This is a genomic window from Mesorhizobium sp. B3-1-7 (genome assembly GCF_006439385.1).
Classification (GTDB): domain Bacteria; phylum Pseudomonadota; class Alphaproteobacteria; order Rhizobiales; family Rhizobiaceae; genus Mesorhizobium.
Genome location: NZ_VFTL01000012.1, coordinates 1 through 21,865 on the forward strand (window position 1 = coordinate 1; position 21,865 = coordinate 21,865).

At 64.7% G+C, this 21,865-nt stretch carries 19 protein-coding genes and 1 pseudogene; 14 read left to right on the forward strand and 6 right to left on the reverse strand.

Translation table 11 applies throughout. The features are described 5' to 3' along the window. The 5 genes and pseudogenes from gfa to FJ417_RS11990 form a co-directional block, all read left to right on the forward strand. A partial coding sequence (gene gfa, locus FJ417_RS11975; protein WP_140783565.1) for an S-(hydroxymethyl)glutathione synthase occupies positions 1 to 510 on the forward strand: 510 nt, incomplete at its 5' end. Positions 511 to 652: 142 nt separating this feature from the next. Further along, a pseudogene (locus tag FJ417_RS33505) lies at positions 653 to 760 on the forward strand (ACP phosphodiesterase); the annotation flags it as partial. Positions 761 to 998: 238 nt separating this feature from the next. Continuing rightward, a complete protein-coding gene (locus tag FJ417_RS11980; RefSeq protein ID WP_140651196.1) occupies positions 999 to 1,982 on the forward strand; it encodes an ABC transporter substrate-binding protein in 984 nt (327 codons plus the stop codon). Positions 1,983 to 2,173: 191 nt separating this feature from the next. Beyond that, the gene (locus tag FJ417_RS11985; protein WP_140640285.1) at positions 2,174 to 2,977 is read left to right on the forward strand and encodes an ABC transporter permease; all 804 of its coding nucleotides are present in this window, start codon (positions 2,174 to 2,176) and stop codon (positions 2,975 to 2,977) included. Between the two features lie 122 nt (positions 2,978 to 3,099). Further along, on the forward strand, positions 3,100 to 3,858 hold the full coding sequence (locus tag FJ417_RS11990) for an ABC transporter ATP-binding protein (protein ID WP_210240645.1): 759 nt from the start codon (positions 3,100 to 3,102) through the stop codon (positions 3,856 to 3,858). Positions 3,859 to 4,167: 309 nt separating this feature from the next. Here the strand turns inward: FJ417_RS11990 and FJ417_RS11995 are convergent, their stop codons facing one another. Both FJ417_RS11995 and FJ417_RS12000 read right to left on the reverse strand, forming a co-directional pair. Further along, complete coding sequence (locus FJ417_RS11995; RefSeq protein WP_140783567.1) at positions 4,168 to 5,769, reverse strand: GMC family oxidoreductase N-terminal domain-containing protein; 1,602 nt, start codon at positions 5,767 to 5,769, stop codon at positions 4,168 to 4,170. A 20-nt stretch (positions 5,770 to 5,789) separates the two neighbouring features. Then, a complete protein-coding gene (locus tag FJ417_RS12000; protein WP_140783568.1) occupies positions 5,790 to 7,421 on the reverse strand; it encodes an amidohydrolase in 1,632 nt (543 codons plus the stop codon). A 281-nt stretch (positions 7,422 to 7,702) separates the two neighbouring features. Here FJ417_RS12000 and FJ417_RS12005 point away from each other — a divergent pair, with 281 nt between their 5' ends. The 5 genes from FJ417_RS12005 to FJ417_RS12025 are packed head-to-tail and all read left to right on the forward strand — an operon-like array spanning position 7,703 to position 12,596. Further along, complete coding sequence (locus FJ417_RS12005; RefSeq protein ID WP_140651205.1) at positions 7,703 to 8,977, forward strand: NAD(P)/FAD-dependent oxidoreductase; 1,275 nt, start codon at positions 7,703 to 7,705, stop codon at positions 8,975 to 8,977. Positions 8,978 to 9,012: 35 nt separating this feature from the next. Continuing rightward, a complete protein-coding gene (locus tag FJ417_RS12010; protein WP_140640275.1) occupies positions 9,013 to 9,429 on the forward strand; it encodes a RidA family protein in 417 nt (138 codons plus the stop codon). Between the two features lie 5 nt (positions 9,430 to 9,434). Beyond that, on the forward strand, positions 9,435 to 10,109 hold the full coding sequence (locus FJ417_RS12015) for a DUF1028 domain-containing protein (protein WP_140783569.1): 675 nt from the start codon (positions 9,435 to 9,437) through the stop codon (positions 10,107 to 10,109). 21 nt (positions 10,110 to 10,130) lie between these two features. Continuing rightward, complete coding sequence (locus FJ417_RS12020; protein WP_140783570.1) at positions 10,131 to 11,621, forward strand: aldehyde dehydrogenase; 1,491 nt, start codon at positions 10,131 to 10,133, stop codon at positions 11,619 to 11,621. Between the two features lie 45 nt (positions 11,622 to 11,666). Further along, positions 11,667 to 12,596 (forward strand): LysR family transcriptional regulator, encoded by a 930-nt coding sequence (locus FJ417_RS12025; protein ID WP_140783571.1) that lies wholly within the window; start codon positions 11,667 to 11,669, stop codon positions 12,594 to 12,596. A gap of 6 nt (positions 12,597 to 12,602) precedes the next feature. On the opposite strand, the gene argE is transcribed toward FJ417_RS12025, so the two are convergent. Then, positions 12,603 to 13,760 (reverse strand): acetylornithine deacetylase, encoded by a 1,158-nt coding sequence (argE, locus tag FJ417_RS12030; RefSeq protein WP_140783572.1) that lies wholly within the window; start codon positions 13,758 to 13,760, stop codon positions 12,603 to 12,605. Between the two features lie 220 nt (positions 13,761 to 13,980). Between argE and FJ417_RS12035 the strand changes: the two genes are divergently transcribed. From FJ417_RS12035 to FJ417_RS12050, 4 genes are all read left to right on the forward strand, one after another. Continuing rightward, complete coding sequence (locus FJ417_RS12035; RefSeq protein WP_140783573.1) at positions 13,981 to 16,050, forward strand: NAD(P)-binding protein; 2,070 nt, start codon at positions 13,981 to 13,983, stop codon at positions 16,048 to 16,050. Between the two features lie 167 nt (positions 16,051 to 16,217). Next, positions 16,218 to 16,997, forward strand: a complete 780-nt coding sequence (locus tag FJ417_RS12040) for an SDR family NAD(P)-dependent oxidoreductase (RefSeq protein ID WP_140783574.1) — start codon at positions 16,218 to 16,220, stop codon at positions 16,995 to 16,997. After that, positions 16,994 to 17,590: an SDR family oxidoreductase gene (locus tag FJ417_RS12045; protein WP_246687439.1), complete on the forward strand. Its 597-nt coding sequence runs from the start codon at positions 16,994 to 16,996 to the stop codon at positions 17,588 to 17,590. Before FJ417_RS12040 ends, FJ417_RS12045 begins: the two co-directional genes overlap by 4 nt. Then, positions 17,574 to 18,482, forward strand: a complete 909-nt coding sequence (locus tag FJ417_RS12050) for an aldose 1-epimerase (protein ID WP_140783575.1) — start codon at positions 17,574 to 17,576, stop codon at positions 18,480 to 18,482. Before FJ417_RS12045 ends, FJ417_RS12050 begins: the two co-directional genes overlap by 17 nt. Here FJ417_RS12050 and FJ417_RS12055 read toward each other — a convergent pair. The 3 genes from FJ417_RS12055 to FJ417_RS12065 all read right to left on the reverse strand — a co-directional run bounded on the left by FJ417_RS12055 (position 18,479) and on the right by FJ417_RS12065 (position 21,830). Beyond that, a complete protein-coding gene (locus FJ417_RS12055) occupies positions 18,479 to 19,240 on the reverse strand; it encodes an SDR family NAD(P)-dependent oxidoreductase (RefSeq protein WP_140783576.1) in 762 nt (253 codons plus the stop codon). The genes FJ417_RS12050 and FJ417_RS12055 overlap by 4 nt on opposite strands. Then, positions 19,237 to 20,772, reverse strand: a complete 1,536-nt coding sequence (locus FJ417_RS12060) for a sugar ABC transporter ATP-binding protein (protein ID WP_246687440.1) — start codon at positions 20,770 to 20,772, stop codon at positions 19,237 to 19,239. The genes FJ417_RS12055 and FJ417_RS12060 overlap by 4 nt, the downstream gene beginning before the upstream one ends. An 83-nt stretch (positions 20,773 to 20,855) precedes the next feature. Then, entirely contained in the window at positions 20,856 to 21,830 is a 975-nt protein-coding gene (locus tag FJ417_RS12065; protein ID WP_140783578.1) for a substrate-binding domain-containing protein, read from the reverse strand. Positions 21,831 to 21,865 lie beyond the last annotated feature (35 nt).

Below are 21,865 nucleotides of genomic sequence, written 5' to 3' on the forward strand. Positions count from 1 at the left end.
GCCGGCGGCACGCTGGTCTGCCTGTGCACCAGCAATCCGGTGAAGGTGAAGGTCAAGGGCCAGATCGCCCACAACCATGCCTGCGGCTGCACCAAATGCTGGAAGCCGGACGGCGCCATCTTCTCGGTGGTGGCCGTTGCCGGCAGCGGCGACGTCACCGTCACCGAGAACGGCGACAAGCTGAAGGTGGTCGATCCCTCGGCCCTCATCCAGCGCCATGCCTGCACAAGCTGCGGCGTCCACATGTACGGCCCGGTCGAGCGCGACCATCCCTTCAAGGGCCTGTCCTTCATCCATCCCGAACGCTTCGAGGAGGATGGCTGGTCGCCGCCGGGCTTCACCGCCTTCGTCTCCTCGATCATCGAATCCGGTGTCGATCCGAGCCGCATGGACGGCATCCGTGGCCAGCTGAAGTCGATCGGGCTCGAGCCCTATGACTGCCTCAGCCCCGGCCTGATGGACTATATCGCCACCTGGACCGCCAAGAAGTCGGGCGCCTTGGCGGCATAGTCCGCATTGCCACGTCGGGGGGCGTGGCGATCGCGCCGAAAATCTCCGGGTTGCGGCCGACCAGGCCGCATCCCTCGACAGTGCCCCAAAGCGCCTGAATTTGCCACTCATCCTGGCGCCGCCGTCGATTTCCCGATGGTCTGAGAGCGCCTTCGATCGGGCGAGCGTCCCTACCGCTACAATCTCTTTGGTCAGCAAGCCGTCCACGGTCATTGGCGCATCTGCCGGCGCCATCGGAACCGCGGTCGCCTGGCGCCGTCAATTCAAGCGCGTCAACCATGCAGGGTCCGCTGCTTCGGTTTCGGCGAAGCAAAGGACAGAAAAAGACTTCTTTTTGCGATCCGGCCCGGATGCTCTCTTGCGGGACCTAGAACAAGGCCCGCCTGGGAGGGCGACGCATAACAAGAGAGCGGCTGCCGAAACGACAGCCTGGCATACGCCACTCGAACGAGGTCGATGCCGGTAACAGCCATAGGGGAACCACGATAATGAAGACATTCCGAAACTGCCTGATGACCGCGGTCAGCGCGGGCCTGCTGGGCCTGGGGCTTGCCGCTCCCGCCAACGCCGGCGCCATTCGCCTCGGCATGACCACCTGGGTGGGCTACGGGCCGCTGTTCCTTGCTCGCGACCTTGGCTACTTCAAGGAAGCCGGCGTCGATGTCGACCTGAAAGTCATCGAAGAATCAGCGCTTTACATGGCGGCGGTGGCCGGCGGCGATCTCGACGGCGCCGCCTCCACCGTCGACGAACTGATGAAGTACCGCTCGGACGAGCTCTGCTTCAAATACGTGGTGGCGCTTGACGACAGCCATGGCGGCGACGGTGTCGTCACGCAGGCCGACGTCAAATCGCTCAAGGATTTGAAAGGCCAGCCCGTCGCCTTGAACGAGGGCTCTGTTTCCGAATTCTGGTTCAACGTGCTCCTGAAAAAGGAAGGCATGACCGAGGACGATGTCAGCGTCACCAACATGACCGCCGACGATGCGGCGACCGCCTTCATCGCCGGCCAGGTTCCCGCCGCCGTGACCTGGGAGCCGCACCTCACCGAAGTCCGCAAGGGCGGAAAGGGCAAGGTGCTGATCGATTCCACGACCACGCCTGGCCTGATCGTCGATGTGATCGCGCTCAAATGCGACCTGATCGAGAAGCACCCCGAGGATGTGAAGGCCCTCATCAAGGGCTATTACAAGGCGGTCGATTACATCAAGACCAACCCGGAAAAGGCCTATGAGATCATGGCCAAGGGCATTGGCGGCTATCTCGAGAAGCCCGAGGATTTCGCGGCCGGCGCCCAGGGCGTGCGCTACTATGACCGCGCCCGCAACCTGGAATTCTTCGGCACGCCGCAGAAGAGCGAAGCGTCCGACCTGGTGAACTTCGCGCAGGACATCTGGGGCAAGGCCGGCAAGCTCAAGATGACGATCGACTCGAAGACCATCCTCGACACCGATTTCATCAAGGAACAGTGAGCCTTCGGGATAGCCGGGATCGGCCCGCCCGGGCCGATCCCGGTTTCTCGAACGCCTGAGCTTCGCGCCTGGGTCGGTTCACCGTTTCACCGAAACGGCGAACCTTTCTATCTCTTGTTTTGACGCAATTCCGAACGGAAAACCGCCCTCACTTTTCCTGGAATTGCTCTAAAATCAACGGAGGCCATCTTATGGCACAAAGGCGGACGGCGTGGACACGCCTGACGACCCCATTCGCCAACATCCCCGCCAGCACGGCAACGACACTCGCGCTGGCGATGTGGGTGGTCGTTATCGGCGGTTGGGCGTTGCTGTCCTATGGCCGCGTCGTGCCGAACATGTTCCTGCCGACGCCTGGAACCGTGCTGCAGACGACCTATCGCATGTCGCTGGACGGCAGCCTTTTCTACCACACGCTCACCAGCGCCAAGGTGGTCATCCTGGGCTTCATCGTGTCCTCGGTGATCGCGGTGCCGCTGGGACTGTGGATGGGGACCTACCGGGCGGTGCAGGCACCGCTGGAGCCGCTGGTCAATTTCATCCGCTACCTGCCGGTGACCTCCTTCGTGCCGCTGTTCATCCTTTGGATCGGCATCGGCATCGAGCAGCGCATCGCGGTCATCTTCTTCGGCACATTCTTCCAGCAGCTGGTGATGATCTCCGACTGCGCGCGCAGCGTGTCCAGGGATCTGGTCAACGCCTCCTACACTCTGGGCACCAAGCGCTCGGAGGCGGTGTGGCACGTCATTTTTCCTGCAGCGCTTCCCTCGATACTCGACACGCTTCGCGTCACCATGGGCTGGGCCTGGACATATCTCGTCGTGGCGGAGCTCGTCGCGGCGTCGAGCGGCCTCGGCTATATCAGCCTCAAGGCGATGCGCGGCTTCCAGGTCGATGTGATCTTCATGGCGATCGCCGCGATCGGGCTTCTCGGCCTGATCACCGACACGGCATTCCGCATTCTGCGGGCAAGGGTCGCGCCATGGGCACCTTGATGTTGAACGCATCCTCGCAAACCGCAGCCGGATCAAGGGTAGTGATGACCGAAACCGTCAAGGCGAACATTCCGACCGGCACGGCCCATGCGGCCGGCGATCCGCATTCGACCGGCACCACGATGGCCATCGAGGACGTGACGCTGCGCTATGGCGACGCCAACGGCGTGCTGGCGCTGGACGATGTGTCGCTGATGGTGGCCAGGAACGAATTCTGCGTCATCGTCGGCCCTTCGGGATGCGGCAAATCCAGCCTGCTTTATCTCGCCGCCGGCCTCAATGACGCGACCTCCGGCACCATCAAGGTGGACGGCAGGGAAGTGATCGAACCCGGCCCCGACAGAGGGATGGTGTTCCAGAGCTACACCCTGTTTCCCTGGCTTACGGTGCGCGCCAACATCGAATATGGACCCAAGCGCAAGGGCCTGCCGGCGGAGCAGCGCAAGCAGATCGTCGACCAGTATCTCAACGAGGTCGGCCTCGCACCCTTTGCCGACCATTATCCGGCGCAGCTCTCGGGCGGCATGAAGCAGCGCGTGGCGATCGCCCGCGCGCTCGCCAATGATCCGGCGGTCCTCTTGATGGACGAGCCGTTCGGCGCGCTCGACAGCCAGACGCGCGGCACCATGCAGAAACTGCTGTTGCGAGTCTGGGAGCGGCAGCAGAAAACGGTGCTGTTCGTCACCCACGACATCGACGAGGCGCTGGTGCTCGGCGATCGCGTTCTGGTGATGACGGCCAGGCCCGGCAAGATCAAGGCCGAGATCAAGGTCGACATCCCGCGGCCGCGCTCGATGGACGTGATCCTCGAACCCGACTTCATCGCGCTCAAGCGCCGCATCCTCGGCCTCCTGCACGACGAGATCGACGAGGATCACTAAACCAATCTCGTCGCGGCAGGATTTCACCGTTCATTTCCGTGAAATCAGCGCAGCCGCTGGGGATTGACCAAAGCCTCTCAGCTTCGTCATCCACGGGCGGAGCGGACGCGGAGACCCGAGGATCCATTCCGTAACCTTGGCCGAGGCGCAGCGGAGCAGAATTCTTCACCGCGGCGGCGCCTCGGCGTCACGGAATAGATTCTAGGGTCTGCGCGCGTCGCTCCGCTCCTTGCTCCGCCCTAGAATGACGCTGTTTGGGGGACAAGCCAATTCCAGACGTTTGCGATGGTTCACCGAAACAGCGGCGACCTATTTGCCGAGGATCATCTCCGAAGCCTTCTGCCCGATCATCATGCTTGGCGCGTTGGTGTTGCCGCCGATCAGCTTCGGCATGACCGAGGCATCGGCGATCCGGAGCCTGTCCACGCCGCGCACCTTGAGCGTCGCCGGATCGACGACAGTCATATCGTCGGTTCCCATCTTGCAGGTTCCGACGGGGTGATAAACCGTCAGCGCCTCGGCGCGCAGATAGGCGAGGATCTCGTCGTCGCTGCGGACATCCTTGCCCGGCAGCATCTCCTTGCCGCGCACCGCGTCGAACTCGGGCGAGGCAAAAATCTGGCGCGCGATCTTGATGCCTTCGACCAGCACCATGGCGTCGTCGTCATGCGTGAAGAAGCGGTGGTCGATCAGGACGTCCCGGCGGGAACTGTCGCGCGACAATTTGATCTCGCCCACGCTTTTCGGCCGAAGCACGCAGGTGTGAATGGCGTAGCCGTGGCCGTATTCGATCAGCCTGCCGCGATGGCTGCGATAGCCGGGCACGAAGTGGAACTGGATGTCGGGAAGGCCGTTCGCGTGCCTGGTCTTCGCGAAGCCGCCGGCTTCGACATAGTTGGTGGTGAGCATACCCTTGCGGCGCGCGAAATACTGGAAGGGTGCCGCCGCGATACGGGGCAGGTTGGCGATCGACAAGCCGAGCGTCCTGGTGCTCCTGGAGCGCACCGTGATCATGCCGTCGACATGGTCCTGCAGGTTCTTGCCGACACCCGGCAGATCAAGAACCGGCGTGATGCCGATCTGCCGGAGCTCGGCTGCGGGGCCGATGCCGGACGCCATCAGGATCTTGGGCGAATTGATGGCGCCGGCCGAGAGCACGATCTCGCGGTTTGCGGAGAGCGTCTTCTGCTGGCCCTCGTGCCGCACGCGCATTGCCGTGGCGCGGCCTTCGGCAATGACGAGGTCGATCACCTCGCATTGGCTGAGCAGCGTCAGGTTCCTGCGGTCGAGCACTGGGCGCATGAAGGCACTGAAGCTGCTGAAGCGCTGACCCCTATCTTGCGTGACGTTGTAGATGCCGAGGCCGAACTGGTTTTCGGCATTGAAGTCCGCGTTGGCGGGCAGGCCGGCGTTCCTGCCGGCCTTGACGAACATGCTGGAAAGCACGTTCGGATCACGCGGATTGTCGACCAGCAATTCGCCATCGTCGCCATGATAGCGCGGGTCCTGTCCGAGCAGATTGCGTTCCAGTTTCGTGAACACCGGCAGCACGTCGCGATAGGCCCAGCCGGCGCAGCCGAGCGCGGCCCACTCGTCATAGTCCTCGGCGGCGCCGCGAATATAGACCATCGAGTTGATCGAGCTCGATCCGCCCAGCGCCTTGCCGCGATTGACCGGAATGCGGCGGTTGTTGAGCTCAGGCTGCGGCACCCCGACGAAACAATAGTCGTAGGCCGGGTTGCCGTAGAGCGAGAGGATGCCCGCCGGCACCTTGACCCGTAGGCTGTTGTCGCTGCCGCCGGCCTCGATCAGGCACACTTTGACCGACGGATCGGCGCTCAGCCGATTGGCGACCACGCAACCGGCCGAACCCGCGCCGACGATGATGTAGTCAAATTCAGCCGCTTCCATCCAACCCCCAAGACGCGGCCTCACGCCGCGGGTTCGTCCCAGACTGATCTGCCGCCGACGATCGTTTTCAGCACCTTGATGTCCGCGATTCTGTCCGGCTCGACCTGCAGCGGATCATCGGAAAGGACGATGAAGTCGGCGAGCTTTCCCGCCGCCAAACTGCCCTCGTCGTTTTCCCGGTGGCAGGCAAAGGCCGCCCCCAGCGTATAGGCATGAACCGCCTGCGCGACGGTGACCCTCTGCTCAGGGACCCAACCGTCTTCCGGCTGGTGGTCCCGGCTCTGGCGCAACACCGCATTGCGAATGCCGATGAGTGGATTGAGGTCGACGATGGGCCAGTCAGTTCCGAACGCGACGGCGCCCGCGGCCTCGAGGATGGAGCGAACAGGAAAGGCCCGCGGAAGAGATCCGGAGCCGACACGCATCTCCCAAAGCCCTTCCATTCCGAGCCATTGGTCGCGTGGATAGATCATGGCGGGCTGGAAGCTGGCTATCGCTCCTATCTCGCCAAAACGCTCGATGTCGCGCGCGGTGGGTATTTCGCAATGCTCTACCCGCGGCCGGCGCTGCCGCGAGCGTTCCCCGTCCGCGGCATAGGCGTCGAGGGCCATTTCGATGGCGCCCGTCCCGATCGCGTGTGTCCAGACCTGAAATCCTTCCTGCTGCGCACGGCTGACGGCCGCGTTGTAGGCCGATACCTTCCAAAGGCATGTTCCGGTTTCGCCCGGTTTGTCGGCATAGCCCCGGGGCATGAAGCCGGTGTGGGATTCCAGCACGCCGTCCAGGAAGAATTTGATGACACGCCCATCGAGAAAGTCAGGGTCGAGGTCACCCCTCCATCCCGATACGCGCGCAATCACCTCGTCGAGGTTCGAATCCGGATTTGCAATGCTCGAAAGCGTGAACCGCAGGCTTAGCTCGCCATTCGCGAATATTTCAGCCAGCAAGGGGACCGCTTCGTCGTCCATCCCGGCGCTTTGAACCCGCGACAGTCCCAAACGGCTTGCTTCCTTGATGGCGGAGAGCAGCGCCGCTCGCATATCGGATTTCGAGGATTGGGGGACCAAAGTTTCAAGCTGGGACCACGCTTTCTCCTTCAACCACCCGGTCGGCTCGCCGTTCGCATCTCTCACGATCTCGCCACCTTCGGAGTCGGGCGTGTCCCTTGTGATGCCGGCAAGTTCCAGCGCCTTGCTGTTCACCCAGGCCGCGTGCGCCATGCCGGAGCGGAAGAAAACCGGGCGATCGGCAACAACCCGATCGAGCAGCGATTTGTGGAAGCCGCCTTCGGGGAGATCGGAGTAGCCGTAACTGAATTCGCTGCCCACGATCCATGCGCGGTCGGGATGGGTTTGCGAATAGGCCTTCAACCGGGCGAGGACGTCGCCAAAGGTGTTTGCCTCGCGCAACCGTACTTCATCGAGATATTTGCTCCCCCAGGCAAAATGGACATGGGAGTCGATGAAGGCCGGCATTGCGAACCGACCCTGGAGATCGACGATTTCGGCATTCGCGGAAGCCTGCGCCCTGACGGAGGACCAAGAGCCGACAGCAACGATGCGGTCGCCGCGAACCAGCATCGCCTCAGCAACGGGATTCGCCGCATCGACCGTGTATAGCGCGCCGTTTGTATAAAGGGTCTCTCGCGCCATCTCACTCTCAGCGGTCGTCGCTCCGATGCGGGTGACGCAGGGAACCACCAAACCCAAGGCGCAAGAATTACTTTTTCCAGCACCCGTGCTTAGGGTCCGCCTAAGCTTTTCCCGATGTCCGGAGGCGGGAATTGGATGCCCCTCGGCGATCCCGTTCCAGCGTTTAGGGATAAGCTAAGCACTGACACATGAAATCATAATTTTCGCCCCGCCAGCCCGTCACTAAAAGCAAACCGGACCTCCATCGCAGCGGCGAAAGCCCTATCGAAAGAGACGTGGATATGTCGGTTGAGAAGGTAGACACGCTCGTCGTCGGCGGCGGCCAGGCCGGGGTGGCGATGAGCGAGCACCTGAGCAAATGCGGGGTGCCTCATCTTGTCCTCGAACGCGGCCGGATCGCCGAACGCTGGCGCTCGCAGCGGTGGGACTCCCTGGTCGCCAACGGTCCGGCCTGGCATGACCGGTTTCCGGGCATGGAGTTTCCCGTGACTGGCCCCGATGGCTTTCCTTCCAAGGAGGAGGTCGCCGACTATTTCGTCGCCTATGCAAAGCAGATCAACGCGCCGATCCGCTGTGGCGTGGAGGTCAAGCTCGTGCAGAGAAATGTCGGTCGTCCGGGATTTCGCGTCGAGACGTCGGATGGCGTGATCGAAGCCAACAGCATTGTTGCCGCGACCGGACCTTTTCAGGTCCCCGTCATCCCGCCCGTCGTTCCTGCGGATGCCGGCATCCTGCAAATCCACTCCAGCGCCTACCGCAACCCGGCGCAACTGCCAAAGGGTGCGGTGCTGGTGGTCGGCGCGGGATCCTCGGGCGTGCAGATTGCCGACGAGTTGCAGCGCTCAGGCAGGCGCGTCTATCTCTCGGTCGGCCCGCATGATCGCCCGCCGCGCGCCTATCGCGGCCGCGACTTCTGCTGGTGGCTGGGCGTTCTCGGCAAATGGGACCTGGAGACCCCGGGACCCGGCACGGAACATGTCACGATCGCGGTCAGCGGCGCTCGCGGCGGCGAGACGATCGATTTCCGCCGCCTGGCCGCGCAGGGGCTTACGCTTGTCGGCATGACAAAGACATACCAGGACGGCGTGATGACTTTCGCGCCGGACCTTGCAAAGAACATTGCCCGCGGCGACGCCAATCTGATGTCGCTGCTGGACGAAGCCGATGCCTATGTTGCCCGCAACGGTCTCGACCTTCCGGAAGAACCCGCTCTGCGCAAGATCGACCCTGATCCGGACTGCGTGACCAATCCGATCCGCGAACTCGACCTGGCCGAGGCCGGGGTCGCGACGATCATCTGGGCAACGGGCTTTGCCGTCGATTACAGCTGGCTGAAGGTCGACGCTTTCGACGAGAAGGGCCGGCCAAGGCATCAGCGCGGCGTCTCGGTCGAGCCCGGGATCTACTTCCTGGGACTGCCCTGGCAGTCGCGAAGAGGGTCGAGCTTCATCTGGGGCGTCTGGCACGATGCCAAGCATGTGGCCGACCGTATTTCGACGCAGCGCAAATATCTGGCCTATCACGCCGCCGCGACCCGCGAGCCCGTGGACGCCTGACCAAAGCTGCGAGCCCGACCCTTATGGAGACCAAGATGGCGCATACGCGAATTCGCAAATTCAATACCAAGGACACCTATCCCGAGCAGAAGCTCGACAATGATCTCTGCCAGGCGGTCGTCACGCGTGGCGGCCGGACCGTCTATCTGCGTGGGCAGTGTCCGCAGGACCTCGATACGGCGAAGAACATCGACAGCCACGATCCGGTCGAGCAGACCCATAAGGTCATGCAGAACATCAGGCAGCTCATCGAGGAATGCGGCGGCACGATGGAGCATCTGGTGAAGGTGGTTATCTACATCACCGACGTCCGCCATCGCGAAGCCGTCTACCGGACGATGGGCGAGTACATCAAGGGCGTCCATCCGGTTTCCACCGGGCTGGTCGTATCGGCCCTGGCGCGGCCGGAATGGCTGGTCGAGATCGACGGCACCGCCGTCATCCCGGACTGAACGCCATGACCTTTTCCATCGTTGCACGGTGCCGGCGCACGGGCATGTTCGGCGTGGCGGTGTCCTCGTCGTCTCCGGCGGTCGCGGCGCGTTGCGCCTACGCGCAGGCCGGCGTCGGCGCGGTCGCCAGCCAGAACGTCACCGACCCGACGCTCGGGCCACTGGCGCTGGAGTTGATGGCGCGCGGCGCATCGGCCACGGAGGCCGTCGCCATCCTGAAGCGCACGGGCGCTTTTATCGAATACCGGCAGATACTGGCTGTCGACGCCGCGGGCGTCAGCGCGATCCACTCCGGGCCGAAAGCGCTCGGCATCTGGGCCGAGGCGCGCGGCGAGGACGTCGCCTGCGGCGGCAACCTGCTTGCAAACGACGGCGTCCCGCGCGCCATGGTCGAGGCCTTCCTTGCCTCCGAAGGCGATCTTGGCGATCGGCTGATCGCCACGATGCGCGCCGCGCTCAAAGCCGGCGGCGAGGCGGGGCCCGTCCGCTCCGCCGGCATGAAGCTGGTTCGCGATGTCTCCTGGCCCGTCGCCGACCTGCGTTGTGACTGGACCGAGGACTGCCCGATCGAGCAACTGGTAGGGCTGTGGGACATCTACAAGCCCCAACTCGATGCCTACGTGACCCGCGCCCTCAACCCGTCCGGCGCGCCGAGCTATGGCGTTCCCGGTGACGAGTAGTACCGGCAGTCTGGAGCCAGCATGAGCGAACTCAGCCATAGGGAATGGGTCGGCCAGGCGTCGGCGATCCGTTTTCGCGACAAAGCCTTCATCGACGGCAAGGCGGAGCCGGCGCGCTCCGGCCGAACCTTTGCCAGCATCAATCCGGCTACGGGAGCGACGCTCGCCGAGGTCGCCTCCTGCGGAGAAGAAGACGTCGATCTGGCCGTCGCCGCGGCCCGGCGCAGCTTCGAGGCCGGCGTGTGGTCGCGAACGGCCCCTGCGCATCGCAAGCAGGTGCTGCTCAGGCTGGCGGAGCTGCTGCGCGAGAACCTGCCGGAGCTGGCGCTGCTGGAATCGCTGGATATGGGCAAGCTGGTCAAGGACGCGGCCACCATCGACGTGCCGGGCTCGGCGGCGATCTTCCAGTGGTATGGCGAAGCGATCGACAAGGTCTATGACGAGGTGGCGCCGACCGGCCATGGCGACTTGGCGCTGGTACGACGCGAGCCGCTTGGCGTCGTGGGTGCCGTGGTGCCATGGAATTTCCCCCTCGATATGGCGACCTGGAAATGCGCGCCGGCGCTGGCGGCAGGCAATTCGGTGGTGCTGAAGCCGGCCGAGCAATCGCCTTTCTCGGCGCTCAGGCTGGCGGAGCTTGCCATGCAGGCGGGCCTGCCTGCCGGCGTGCTCAATGTGGTGCCCGGCCTCGGCGAGACGGCCGGCCAGGCGCTTGGCCGCCATATGGACGTCGATTGCCTCGCCTTCACCGGGTCGACCGCCGTGGGCAAGCTGTTCCTGCAATATTCCGGCCAGTCGAACATGAAGCAGGTCTGGCTGGAGACCGGCGGCAAGAGCCCCAATCTGGTGTTCGCGGATTGCGCGGACCTGGACGTGGCGGCCGACATGGCCGCCTTCGGCATCTTCTTCAACCAGGGCCAGGTGTGCTCGGCCAATTCCCGGCTTCTGGTGGAGCGCGGCATCAAGGATGCGCTGGTCGAGAAGCTGGCCGAGCGTGCGGCGGCGACGCAACCCGGCGACCCACTCGATCCGGCATCCAGGATGGGGGCGATGGTCGACGCGCGGCACGCCGCGACCGTCATGCGCTTCATCGATGGCGGCAGGAAGTCGGCCCGGTTGGTCACGGGCGGCGGCCGGATCTCGGTCGACGGGCGCGGCAGCTTCGTGCAGCCCACCATCTTCGACAATGTTGCGCCCGAGGATCCGCTTGCCCGCGACGAGATATTCGGCCCGGTGCTGTCTGTCATCGCCTTCGACACCGAAGACGAGGCGCTCCGGATTGCCAATGACAGCGTCTACGGGCTGGCGGCATCGCTTTGGACCGACAGCCTGTCGCGGGCGCACCGCATCGCGGAGAGACTGCGGGTGGGCACGGTTTCGGTGAACACCGTCGATGCGCTGAGCCCGATGACGCCCTTCGGCGGCTTCAAGCAGTCCGGCTTCGGGCGCGACCTGTCGCTGCACGCGCTCGACAAATACACGGCGCTGAAGACCACCTGGATCAAGTACTGAGGGCCGTGACCTTGATCACCGGGTGCAAACCGGCAACATAGGACCATGCCGCTCCGCTTCACACTCAGACAGCTCGAATACTTCGTCGCCGTCGGCGAAGCGGGTTCGATTGCCAAGGCGGCCGAGCAGGTCAATGTCTCGCCGCCCTCGATCTCGGCCTCGATCGCCCAGCTCGAAGCGGAGTTCGGCGTCCAGCTCTTCGTGCGCAAGCACTCGCATGCCCTGGCGCTGACGGCGGGCGGACGCCTGTTCCTCAAGGAAGCCGCGCGCCTGCTCAACGACGCCGACGCGCTGCATGACATTGCCGGCGATATCGCGGAAAAAGTGCGCGGACCGCTGGCGATCGGCTGCCTGCTGACCTTCGCGCAGATCGTGCTGCCGGCGCTGCGCCGGAAATTCGAGGACGCCTATCCGGATGTGCGCGTCAGGCAGTTCGAGCGCAACCAGGGGCAGTTGTTCGAGATGCTGCAGCGTGGCGAAATAGACGCCGCACTGACCTACGACCTCGAATTGTCGCAGGACATGACCTTCGAGCCGCTGATGCAGTTGCCGGCCTATGTGATGCTGCCGGCCGCGCATCGCCTGGCGGGGAGGGCGGGTATCACGCCCGAGGAACTGGTCGACGAGCCGATGGTGCTGCTCGACTTGCCTTACAGCCGGGAATACTTCCTCTCGGCGTTCCAGGGTCTGCGCCCCAGGATCGTCGAGCGCACCGGCGACATCGCCGTGATGCGCTCGATGGTCGCCAACGGCTTCGGCTACGGCATCGCCAATATGCGGCCGCTCAACACCATGTCGCCCGACGGCAAGCTGCTGGTCTTCGTGCCCTTGCTGGGGGATCTCCGGCCGCTGACCATGGGCATCGCGCTGCCGAACGCCGAGCACCGCACCCTGACGGTGCAGGCCTTCATCGATCACTGCCGCCGCTTCGTGGTCGAGCAAGGCGTTTTCGGCACCGAACGCATCGTCAAGTGAGCGACATCACGGCCAGCCATCGACGAGCCGTGACAGAAGCCTCTCCAGCATCTCGTCGCAACGCCGCAGCTGTTCGACGCTGACGAATTCGTCCGGCTTGTGCCCCTGCGCCATCGAGCCCGGTCCGCAGACGACGGCGGGTGTGCCGAGATCGCGGCTGAACAATCCGCCTTCCGTGCCGAAAGCGACCTTCATGGTGCTGTTGGCGCCGGTCAGCGATTTGACGAAGGCGACGGCTTCCGAAGCGGCCGGCGTGTCGAGACCCGGATAAGTGTTGGTGATCTCGATGTCGATCGCCGCTTCGGGCGCGATCGAAGCGGCGTCGGCGGCAATGCGCGCCGCAGCACTGCGCAGCCTGTCGAGAATGCCGGCGGCATCGTCGGCGGCGACGTTGCGGATCTCGAAATCGACCTGGCAAAGGTTGGGCACGATGTTGAGCGCCACGCCGGCATTGATCTTGCCGACATGCACGGTCGTGTAGGGAATGTCGTAGTCGCCGTCGCGAGCGCCGTCGCGGGCCAGCCGATCCTGTTCGTCGCGCAGGGCCCGCACGAAATCACAACCGAGATGGATGGCGTTGAGCGCCAGCGGGGCGAGCGCCGAATGGCCTTCGCGTCCCTTGCAGAGAGCGCACGCCGCAAGCTTGCCCTTGTGCCCGGTCGCCACCTGCATGTTGGTCGGCTCGCCGACGATGCACAGCAGCGGCCGTTGAGGCGCTGCACTCAGCATTTCGATCAGGTCGCGCACGCCGAGACATCCGACTTCCTCGTCGTAGGAGAGCGCCAGATGCAAGGGCGTGCGCAGCGCCATCTTCCGGGCCTTGAGACAGACCGCGAGAGCCGAGGCCACGAAACCCTTCATGTCCGCCGCGCCGCGCCCGAAAAGCTTGCCGTCGCGCTCGGTCATCGCGAATGGCGGCAGGGTCCAGTTCTGGCCGTCGACGGGAACGACGTCGGTATGGCCGGACAGCATGATGCCGGGCTTGTCGGCCGGTCCGATGGTGGCAAAGAGATTGGCCTTGTGGCCGTCCGCGCTGTGGATGATCTGGCTGGCGATGCCGCTCGCTCCGAGCAGCTCCGCCGCATAGCCGATGAGGTCGAGGTTCGAGTCGCGGCTCACCGTCGGGAAGGCGATCAGCTTTTCGAGGATCCTGGTGCTATCCATATCTCTTGTTCCGTTGCCGCAGCCGGCTGTTTACATCGCGCCGTAGCGGTCCTGAAGTCGCATTTGGCTCAGCCCCGATTCATCGCAGGCTAATCCATGCAAGGGCGATTAGGCGCGTCCTAATCCGCACAGAAGAAATCCATAGTTTTCCCGCGCCGGCGCCAACTTATGAGTAGTCTCGGCAACTGCGGCAGCGCCAAGCCGACAGGAAGGAAGCACCATGCGCGACCCACGCTACGACATTCTGTTCGAGCCGATGAAGATCGGTCCGGTGACGGCCAAGAACCGTTTCTACCAGGTCCCCCATTGCAATGGCGGCGGTTATCGCGATCCTTCCGCCGCTGCCGAGATGCGCCGGATGAAATCCGAAGGTGGCTGGGGCGTCATTTTCACCGAACAGACGGAGATGCACCACACCTCCGAGATCACGCCCTTCATCGAGCTCAGGCTGTGGGACGACGCCGATATTCCGGCCTTGGCCAAGATGGCCAAGGCGATGCACGAATATGGCGCGCTGGCCGGCGTCCAACTCGCCTATTCCGGCATCAACGGTCCCAATCTCTACACCAAGGAGGTCCCGCGCGGGCCGTCGGCCTTGCCGATCCGCACCTTCACCAACGATCCGGTGCAGGCGCGCGCGATGGACAGAGAGGATATTCGCGACCTGCGCCGCTGGCACCGCAACGCCTTCAAGCGCGCCAAGCAGGCGGGCTTCGATTTGGTCTGCCTCTACGGCGCGCACGGCTTCGGCATCATCCAGCACTTCCTGTCCACTGCCACCAACCAGCGCAGCGACGAATATGGCGGCTCGCTGGAAAACCGCTCGCGACTGATGCGCGAGCTGATCGAGGAAGGGCGCGACGCGATCGGCGACACGTGCGGCCTGACGCTCAGGCTATCGCTCGACGAGATGATCGGTGACCTTGGCTTCGCCAATTCGGAAGTCCGCGACATGATCGAGATGCATGCCGAGCTGCCTGATCTCTGGGATCTCGCCCACGGCGCCTGGGAGGACTGCTCGGGGCCGTCGCGCTTCAAGGAAGAGGCGGCGCAGGAAAGCCTCGTCTCCGGCATCAAGAAGCTGACCTCGAAGCCGGTCGTCGGCGTCGGCCGCTTCACCTCGCCGGATGTCATGGTCAGGATGATCAAGTCGGGCACGCTCGACTTCATCGGCTGCGCCCGCCCGTCGATCGCCGATCCCTTCCTGCCGAGGAAGGTCGAAGAAGGCCGCATCGAGGATATCCGCGAATGCATCGGCTGCAACATCTGCATTACCGGCGACATGACGATGTCGATCTCGCGCTGCACGCAGAACCCGACCTTCATGGAGGAATGGCGCAAGGGCTGGCATCCGGAGCGCATGCAGGCCAAGGGCGACAGCGACAGCGTGCTGATCGTCGGCGCCGGGCCCGCCGGGTTGGAGGCCGCCCGCGCGCTCGGCCTGCGCAGCTACCAGGTGGCTTTGGCGGAAGCCGGCACCGAGCTCGGTGGCCGCGTGGCGCGCGAGTGCCTGCTGCCGGGCCTGTCGGCCTGGGGCCGGGTGCGCGACTACCGGCAGTACCAGCTCAGCCAGATGCCGAATGTCGACATCTATTTCGAGAGCCGGCTGTCGGCGGACGACATCCTGTCCTTCGGCTTCCAGAACGTCGCCATCGCCACCGGATCGACCTGGCGGCGCGACGGCGTGGCACGCGCCCATGTCGTACCGATGCCGATCGACGCCGCCATGCCGATCTACACGCCCGACGATCTGATGGGCGGCAAGGTGCCCTCCGGCAACGTCGTGCTGTTCGACGACGACCACTATTACATGGGCGGCGTGCTGGCCGAGCTGATGGCGCGCCAGGGCGCGAAGGTGACCCTGGTGACCGCTTCGGCCTATGTCTCGGACTGGACCCGCAACACACTGGAGCAGGGGGACATCCATCGCCGACTGGCGGAGTTGGGGGTCGATATCGTCCTCAACAGGACCGTCACGAGCATCGTTTCGGGCGGCCTCGCGACTGCCTGCGTCTATACCGGCGCGAAAGTGGACATGGCCGCCGATGCCGTCGTCCTGGTGACGTCGCGCAATCAGGACGATGCCGTCTGGCACGCGCTGAAAGCCCGGCAAAACGAGTGGGCCAACAATGGCATCCGTTCGGTCAAGGTCATCGGCGATGCGGAAGCGCCGGGACCGATCGCCTGGGCTACCTATGCCGGCCATCGCTTCGCCCGCGAGCTGGACGAAGCCGATATCGGTGATGCGCTGCCTTTCCGGCGTGAGGTGACGGCGCTGGCGGACGGCTAGCGCCGCTCAATTGGCGCGGCAGCGCTTTGCCAGATCCGCGCAGCTTCCGTCGCCGGCAACTGAAATTACCAAGGAAATCCGATATCATCGGCTCCGTTTTGGGACTTCCTTGACCTTTGATATTATTATAATAGCTTCATATCGAAGGGTGATGATGACGGCGAGCAATGCGGTGTAACTTATCGGATCGGGTCGCCTTGGTTACCGGGGCGGCGGGCGCAATCGGGAGTGCCATCGCCAAACGGCTTTCGGATAACGGGGCCGCGGTTGTCGTCGCGGACATCGACATGGCAGGCGCCGAGCGCGTCGCGGCCGGGCTGTGCAATGCGAGGGCCTGCGCGCTCGATATTCGCGACGGCCAATCGGTCGATGCCGCGATCGCCAGGGTTTGCGAGCAGTACGGACGGCTCGACATCCTGGTCAACAATGCCGGCGTCAATACCTTGGCGCACCGCGTCACCATAGACGAATTTCCTGCCGAGGAGTGGGATCGCATCACCGGCATCGACCTCGACGGCCTTTACATCATGAGCCGCGCCGCATTGACGCCGATGCTTGCGGCCGGGAGGGGTGGACGTATCGTCAACATCGCTTCGGTCGTCGGCCTTGCCGCGATGCGCCTGCAAAGCCCGTTCGTCGCCGCCAAGGCCGCCATCGTGCATCTGACGCGGTCGATGGCGATCGAACTGGGCGCCAAGGGAATCCTTACCAATGCGGTCGCGCCCGGCTCGGTGATGACTGCGCTGACCGCCAAGCTGTTCTACGGCGACGACGGCAAGTTCGCCGGGCGCACCCAGGAGTTCCTCGCCCATGTGCCGCTCGGCCGGCCGGCCCAGCCGGAGGAGATCGCCGAAGCCGTGCTGTTCCTGGCTTCTCCGGCCGCCAGCTACATCAACGGCCAGGTGCTGGCCGTCGATGGCGGCTGGACCGCGGGATACATGATGTGAGCACCGCCATGGAAATAGATCTTGCCGGCGCCACGATCGCGCTGGACGGCGAAACCAATGCGATCGTCGACGCGGTGCTCGCCGCATTGCGCGCCAATGGCGGCCATATTGTCGAGGGCGCCCCGACGCGCGCCGCCGCCGATATCCTGCTGATCTCGTGTCCGCTGCGCCCGGGAACGAAAGCCGAAGATCCGCGCTCCCTGTATGCCGACGCGCGCAAGGCCGCGGTGGCAATGACCGAGCGCGGCGGCCGCATCGTCTTCCTGATCTCGGCGGTCGCCGGCATGCCGATGCGTCGCCATCCGCGCTTTTCCATGGAGAACGCGTCGATCCTTGCCGGGATGCGTGCCCTGGCCATGGAATTCGGGCCGAAAATCCTGGTCAATGCGGTTGGCTTCGGCGCGGTCGAGGACCACGCCTTCGTTTCGGGCGACAAGGCGATGCTCAGCCACACGCCGGTCGGCCGCGCCGGCAGCATCGAGGAAGCGGTCGTCGCGGTGCTGTTCTTCTGCGATCCGTTGAACAGCCACACCACCGGGCAGATGCTGGGCGTCGACGGCGGCTGGGCGGCGGGCTATGGGCGCAACTTCTGAGGCGCTGACACTGAGGGCAGGGGCGCTGGATGTCGAACTGGCACCGGCAATCGGCGGCAGCGTCAGCGCGATGCGCTGGCGCGGCGTCGATCTCATGCGCCGGCTTTCGGATGACGACCGCGATGCGGACAACGTGCTGGGCGTCGCCATGTTTCCGATGGTGCCCTACGCCAACCGCATCGCCGGGAACGAATTCGACTTCGGGGCAAGGCGCTGGCGGGTCCTGCCCAACAATCCGCCCGAGACATTCAACGTGCATGGCAGCGGCTGGAAACAGCCATGGACGGTCACCGGAAGCGGTGCCGCCGCGGCCACGCTGGTGCTTGAGGTCGCCGCCGGCGCGGAACCCTATTCCTATCGCGCCGAGCAGGCCTTCGTCGTCTCGGAGGAGGGACTCGGCGTGACCATGACGCTGACCAACACCGGGCCGGTTCCCATGCCGTTCGGATTTGGCCTGCATCCGTGGTTCGATCGAGATCGCGGCGTGACGCTGCAATTCAGCGCCCGGCGCTTCCATCTCGAAGAGCCCGAAGGCGTTTCGGGCGATCCGATCACGCTGCCGCCCGAACTGGATTTCGCGAAGGGCGGGCCGCTGCCCGACGGTTGGCGCAACAATGACTACGGCGGCTGGACCGGCGAAGCGATCATCCGCTTTCCGTCGCGCGGCGCCGGATTGCGGATCGCCGCCGATCCCGTCTTCAAGCATCTGATGCTCTATGCCGACCCGACCAAGCCCTATTTCTGCCTGGAACCGCAGACGAATGCCTCGGGCGCTTTCGGCCGTGGCCGATGGAGCGATCCGGATGAAGGCGTGATCGTGCTTGCGCGCGGCGAAAGCGCGGCGGGCGCCGTCTCGTTCATGCCGTTCGCGCTTCCACCCGGGGCAGCTTAGAGCAGCCGGGCCAGGAGACCGCCATCCACCTGCATGGCGCTGCCGGTGACGAAGGACGAGGCGTCCGAGATCAGGAAGCCGATGGCGCTGGCGATCTCGGAGGGGTTGGCGATGCGCGCGATCCTGTTGGGTTCGAAAGAGAGGCCTAGCGCTTCCGCGCCGCCGGCCGCCTCCAGCCTGTCCAGTGTCATTCGGGTGGCGACCGAGCCGACAAGCACGGCGTTGACGCGGATGCGGTCGACGGCATAGTCGAGCGCCATCTGTCGCGACAATCCAACGACCGCCGCCTTTGTCGCCGCATAGGCTGGCACGCCGGGAACCGTGGCATCGGCGTGCACCGAGGCGATGTTGACGATCGAGCCGCCGCCAGCCGCGCGCAGCAGCGGCAAGGTCGCGCGGCAGACACGGAAGATGGCGGTCAGGTTGACGGCAATGGTCCTGTTCCAGTCTTCGTCGGAAAGCTCCTCGAGCCGCTTGCCGGTCGGATAGATGCCGGCGCAGTTGACGACGGCGTCAAGCCCGCCGAACCGCTCCGTCGCCTCCGCCACGGCCGCTCGCACCTCGATTTCGCGGGTGGCATCAGTCTCGCGAAAGATCAATTTGTCGCCAGCGTAACGGCCGGCAAGCGCCTTGCCCTCCTCGGCATCCAGCCCGACGCCGAACACGGCCGCGCCCTGAGCGACGAGATGTTCGGCCGTCGCCCGGCCGATGCCGGTGGCCGCGCCGGTAACCAGAACGCGTTTGCCGGCGAACATCATGGCAATACCTGCACCTGCGAAGCGTGGCGTTCTGCTTGCGCCGTGGTCACCGAACGCAGCACGCGATCCTCGCCGCCTTCGCCGCGTCTGAATTCGTCGACGATGCGGCCATCGGCAACGACGAGGCAACGGTCGCAAAGACCAATCAGCTCCTCGAGCTCGGAGGCCACGATCAGCAGGCCCACGCCCTTTTCGGCAAGGTCGACCACGAGCCGGTAGATTTCGTGCCGGGTTGCCGCGTCGACGCCCTTGGTCGGCTCGTCGAGCAGCAGCACTTTCGGCGCGCGCAACAGCACGCGGGCGAACAGAAGTTTTTGCTGGTTGCCGCCCGAAAGATGGCTGACCGAAGCCTGCGGCGACGATGCCTTGACGTTGAGCGCGCGCATGGCGGCCAGGATGGAGCTGCGTTCAAGACCGCCGCGCACGACGCCGCGCCGCGACAAGGGGGCGAGATTGCCGATGGTGATGTTGGCGCCGACCGGCAGATTGAACAGCAGGCCGTCGCGCTTGCGGTCCTCGGTCAGAAGCGCAATGCCGGCGGCACGGGCGTCGCCTGGCGATCTGATCGGCAGGGACTCGCCGGCGACGCGGATTTCGCCCGTGGCCGGGACGCGGCCGTAGATGCCGTGCAGTATCTCGCTGCGGCCGGAGCCAAGCAGGCCTGCAAGCCCGACGATCTCGCCAGCGGCCACCGACAGATTGATGTCCTTGGCGCCGTGGACGGCGCCGCTATGGCCGGCGACGGTCAGATCGCGAACCTCCAGCGCGGTTGGGGCTCCGACAGGGGCCGCATGCTCGGGAAACAGCCGCTGCAATCGTTGTCCCGACATCGAGAAGATGAAGGTCTCGGCGTCGAAATCCTCCCTCGCGATGCGCACCGCCACCTGTCCGTCGCGCAGCACCGTGGCGCGGTCACAGATGGCCAGCACTTCCGGCAGCCGATGGGTGATGTAGATCATCGCCACACCTTGCGCCTTGAGGCGTCGCAGCACGCTGAAGAGCGCATCGACCTCGGTGCCGGAAAGCGAGGCGGTCGGCTCGTCCAGCATGAGCACGCGCGGCTTCATGACGATGGCGCGGGCAATCATCACCAGATGTCGCTGCGCCGAAGTCAGCGATGCGACATAGGCCCTGGGATCGATGCCGATGCCAAGTTCGGCAAAAATCTCGCCCGCCTTCTGTTCCAGTTTCCGCTGGTGGACCATGAGGCCGTCGCCCAGCCCCGTGCGGCCGGCAAAGACATTCTCGGCGACCGAGAGCTGCTCGAGCACTTCGATCTCCTGCGGCACATAGCCGACACCGTTCGACCGCGCGTCGGCGGGCGAAGCGAAGCTGACGGGCCTGCCGTCGAGCGTGATGGTGCCAACATAAGAGCCGGCCGGATGCACACCGTTGAGTATCTTGACGAGCGTCGACTTGCCGGCGCCGTTCTGGCCAAGCAGAGCGTGAATCTCGCCCGGAATCACGTCGAAATCGACGCCGCGCAGCGCCTGCACGCCGCCGAAGCTCTTGGCGATTGCGATGGCCGACAATAGCGGTTCTTGGACGGCGTTGGGCAAGGCGATCCTCTCGGCGGAAGCCGGGTCCGGGCAAGCCGCGGACCCCGCGATGGGCGTTACTGGCCGGCGTTGTCCAGCATCTTGTAATAGGGGTCGAGGTCGGCGGCGGTGATCACCCTGGCCGGCAGCGGGTTGCTGTAGGGGACGGCCTTGTCCTGGGCGAGATCGCCGAGCAGTTCGGCAACCTTGGCGCTCTCTTCATAGAGCGGCTGCGCGACGATGCCGTAGGCGGCGCCCGATTTCACCAGGTCGAGATTCTGCCTGATATAGTCCATGCCGATGATGACGACGTCGCGTCCAGCCTTGCGAGCCGCGCCCGACCAGGTCTGGATGCTATTGCCGGTGGTGCCGAAGGCCGCGGTCACGTCCGGATTGCCTTGCAGGATCGCCACCGCCTTGGCCTCGGCCGCCGATGGTTCGAAGCCTTCCATCTGGGTGTCGAGCACCTTGATGTTGGGGTACTTCTCGGCGATGGTCTTGCGGAAAGCGGCCGACATGGCGTTCTCGGTATCGTTGGACGCGCCTTGGGTGAGCGCCACGGTGCCCTTGCCGCCGAGCTTTTCGCCGATTGCGACGGCGGCGTTCTGGCCGGCGCCGGCAATATCCTCGCCTGTCGCTGCCTTCAGCCCCTGGACCGTGCCTTCCGGCGGCAGCACATGCCAGGTCACGATCGGGAATCCCTCCTTGGCCAGCTTGGAAATGTAGGAGTAGATCGCCGGATCGGGGCCATAGACGCCGATCGCGTCGTATTTGGTGCGGGCCAGGGCGGCTTCGGCCAGCGGCAGCGTAACTGGAATGTCCCAATTCGTCGCGCTCGGGTCGCCGACGACTTCGCAGGTGTAGCCAAGCTCCTTGCACTTGTTGAGGAAACCCGCCTGCATCAGCCGGTGCACGGGGTGATCCTTCATCGCCTGCACCCAGAGCAGATGAATATCGGCCGCCTGGGCGAGGCTCGCCGAGCCCAGCGACGCGGCAGCCGCCATGGCCGCGAAAGCAGTGCGGATCAGTCCTTTTCTCAAATCGATTTTCATGTCCTACCTCCCTTGCTTCACCGGCGTTCTTGCCG

Bases quoted from the DNA above. Each gene is read 5' to 3' on its own strand.
- FJ417_RS11980 (WP_140651196.1), top strand. From the start codon at position 999: ATGAAGACATTCCGAAACTGCCTGATGACCGCGGTCAGCGCGGGCCTG.
- FJ417_RS11985 (WP_140640285.1), top strand. From the start codon at position 2,174: ATGGCACAAAGGCGGACGGCGTGGACACGCCTGACGACCCCATTCGCC.
- FJ417_RS11990 (WP_210240645.1), top strand. From the start codon at position 3,100: ATGGCCATCGAGGACGTGACGCTGCGCTATGGCGACGCCAACGGCGTG.
- FJ417_RS11995 (WP_140783567.1), bottom strand. From the start codon at position 5,769: ATGGAAGCGGCTGAATTTGACTACATCATCGTCGGCGCGGGTTCGGCC.
- FJ417_RS12000 (WP_140783568.1), bottom strand. From the start codon at position 7,421: ATGGCGCGAGAGACCCTTTATACAAACGGCGCGCTATACACGGTCGAT.
- FJ417_RS12005 (WP_140651205.1), top strand. From the start codon at position 7,703: ATGTCGGTTGAGAAGGTAGACACGCTCGTCGTCGGCGGCGGCCAGGCC.
- FJ417_RS12010 (WP_140640275.1), top strand. From the start codon at position 9,013: ATGGCGCATACGCGAATTCGCAAATTCAATACCAAGGACACCTATCCC.
- FJ417_RS12015 (WP_140783569.1), top strand. From the start codon at position 9,435: ATGACCTTTTCCATCGTTGCACGGTGCCGGCGCACGGGCATGTTCGGC.
- FJ417_RS12020 (WP_140783570.1), top strand. From the start codon at position 10,131: ATGAGCGAACTCAGCCATAGGGAATGGGTCGGCCAGGCGTCGGCGATC.
- FJ417_RS12025 (WP_140783571.1), top strand. From the start codon at position 11,667: ATGCCGCTCCGCTTCACACTCAGACAGCTCGAATACTTCGTCGCCGTC.
- argE (WP_140783572.1), bottom strand. From the start codon at position 13,760: ATGGATAGCACCAGGATCCTCGAAAAGCTGATCGCCTTCCCGACGGTG.
- FJ417_RS12035 (WP_140783573.1), top strand. From the start codon at position 13,981: ATGCGCGACCCACGCTACGACATTCTGTTCGAGCCGATGAAGATCGGT.
- FJ417_RS12040 (WP_140783574.1), top strand. From the start codon at position 16,218: ATGCGGTGTAACTTATCGGATCGGGTCGCCTTGGTTACCGGGGCGGCG.
- FJ417_RS12050 (WP_140783575.1), top strand. From the start codon at position 17,574: ATGGGCGCAACTTCTGAGGCGCTGACACTGAGGGCAGGGGCGCTGGAT.
- FJ417_RS12055 (WP_140783576.1), bottom strand. From the start codon at position 19,240: ATGATGTTCGCCGGCAAACGCGTTCTGGTTACCGGCGCGGCCACCGGC.
- FJ417_RS12065 (WP_140783578.1), bottom strand. From the start codon at position 21,830: ATGAAAATCGATTTGAGAAAAGGACTGATCCGCACTGCTTTCGCGGCC.